The 1,968-nt window shown below is 61.5% G+C and carries 2 protein-coding genes and 2 pseudogenes; 3 read left to right on the plus strand and 1 reads right to left on the minus strand.

The window, feature by feature from the left end; all coding sequences use genetic code 11:
* The 3 genes and pseudogenes from BM222_RS39620 to BM222_RS39630 all read left to right on the plus strand — a co-directional run.
* Nucleotides 1–108 (plus strand): hypothetical protein (locus tag BM222_RS39620; RefSeq protein WP_143106213.1); only part of this gene is annotated, 108 nt, incomplete at its 5' end.
* 116 nt (nt 109–224) lie between these two features.
* Nucleotides 225–1,327 (plus strand): annotated as a pseudogene (locus tag BM222_RS39625) (IS5 family transposase).
* Nucleotides 1,324–1,638 carry a hypothetical protein gene (locus BM222_RS39630; protein ID WP_092239995.1) on the plus strand — a complete coding sequence of 105 codons (315 nt, stop codon included), beginning with the start codon at nt 1,324–1,326 and terminating at the stop codon, nt 1,636–1,638. The pseudogene BM222_RS39625 and the gene BM222_RS39630 overlap by 4 nt, the downstream one beginning before the upstream one ends.
* Here the strand turns inward: BM222_RS39630 and BM222_RS39635 are convergent.
* Nucleotides 1,635–1,968 (minus strand): annotated as a pseudogene (locus BM222_RS39635) (phosphomannomutase/phosphoglucomutase); the annotation flags it as partial. The gene BM222_RS39630 and the pseudogene BM222_RS39635 overlap by 4 nt on opposite strands.

A 1,968-nucleotide genomic window follows, 5' to 3' on the forward strand; every position in this document is an offset into this window, starting at 1 on the left:
ATGGAGAATCCCGGCAAGATCATGCTGGAACTGATCGAGGTCCAGACCGGCTCCTATCTCGGGGAAGACGACATCATCCGGATTGAAGACGACTACAAGCGAAATTAAGCCGCTTGCAGCTGAGAAGGCGGTACGAAGGGGTAGCCGCTAGCAGGCTGTTGAAGAAGTCTCTGGCGGGATGGAATTGGACGTGATTCTCTCGATGATTGAAGCGGGAGGCCGGGATGCGAGGATCGGACGAGCGGTCTGGATCGCTGTTCAGTTACGTGGATCTTGAAGCGCGGGTTCGTCCGGACCATCCCTTACGGACGATCCGGGAGATTGTGAACGCTGCGCTGGGCAATCTATCGAAGGCGTTTGCGGGGCTTTACACGGACTTTGGCCGGCCTTCGATTGCATCGGAGAGGCTGCTTCGGGCGATGCTGCTGCAGGCCTTCTACGGCATTCGCTCGGAACGACAATTGATGGAGCGGCTGGAATTTGACCTGCTATTCCGCTGGTTTGTCGGTCTGGGCGTGGCCGATCCGGTGTGGGACCACTCGATCTTCTCCAAGAACCGCGACCGGCTGTTAGCGGGTGAGATCGCCGTTAAGTTCCTTTCGGCCGTGCTGGCTCAGCCGAAGGTGAAGCGACTGTTGTCGAGCGATCACTTCTCGGTCGACGGCACGCTGATTGAGGCGTGGGCTTCGATCAAGAGCTTCCGCAGAAAGGACGGAGACGACAACGACAGCAAGGGTCCGGGACGCAACGCTGAGGCTTCCACAAGGAGAAGCGTTCAAACGAGACGCACCAAAGTACGACCGACCCGGAGGCCCGGCTGTATAAGAAGGGGGATGGGCAGCCGGCCAAGCTGTGTTACATGGGGCACGCTCTGATGGAGACCCGCAATGGTCTGGCGGTCGGCGGTGCCGTCAGCCAGGCCACCGGCACGGCCGAACGAGAGACGGCGCTGGCGTTGATCGATCGTAGTGATCGCACAGGCCGGCGGATCACGCTCGGCGCGGACAAGGCCTATGACGTCACGCAGTTCGTCCACGACTTGAGAGAACGATCGGTGACGCCGCACATCGCGATCGACGGACACCTCAGCAAGACCGGTACCCCGCGCAGGACGGCGGTCGACGCCCGCACCACCCGCCATGCCGGCTACGAGATTAGCCAACGCTGCCGCAAACGGATTGAGGAGGTGTTCAGGTGGATCAAGAGTTCCGCCGGTCTGGCCAAGGTGAAGCTACGGGGGCGCGAGCGCGTGGACGCCGCCTTTACGTTGGCGCTCGCGGCCTACAATCTTAACCGTCTGCCCAAGCTGCTGGTAGTGCAGCCATGAGCGTGCGGGGCAAATGGCGTGTAGTGGAAACGCCCGATCACGACATGGCCGGGGCGGGCTCTTACATCCTGTTCGCAGCCGACGGCGGCGAGTTCGCCCTGGATTGCCTCACGGGGGCAATATATGGCCGTTGCGAAGGCGATGCCGTGGAGTTCACGTGGGACGGCAGCGACGAGATGGAGCCCGCAAGAGGCCGTGGTTGGGCAGAAGAGCTCGCCGATGGTTCGCTTGAAGGCGAGATATGCCTCGAAGGCGGCGACGACATTCCCTTCATCGCCCGCCGATTGGCTACTTCTTCAACGGCCTGCTAGATCTTCTGATTGTACTCGCCAACTTCCGGATGGGTGCGCAGCACGCTGTTCACCATCTCGAACATGTCGTGCATGCGCTGCTCGGAGACCGGGCTCTCGACCACGACCACGAGCTCGGGCTTGTTCGAGGACGCGCGCACCAGGCCCCAGCTGCCGTCCTCGACCGTGACCCGCACGCCGTTGACGGTGACGAGATCGCGGATCGCCTGATCGCCGATCTTGGCGCCCTTCGCCCGCAAGTCCTCGAAGTGCTTCACAACCTTGTCGATGACACCATACTTCACCTCGTCGGCGCAATGCGGCGACATGGTCGGGGACGACCAGGTTTTT

Origin of the sequence: Bradyrhizobium sp. Gha, assembly GCF_900113735.1 — a bacterium.
In the GTDB taxonomy this organism is placed as follows: domain Bacteria; phylum Pseudomonadota; class Alphaproteobacteria; order Rhizobiales; family Xanthobacteraceae; genus Bradyrhizobium.

Excerpts from the sequence above, each read along its gene's own strand:
- BM222_RS39630 (WP_092239995.1), top strand. The coding sequence starts at position 1,324 with ATGAGCGTGCGGGGCAAATGGCGTGTAGTGGAAACGCCCGATCACGAC.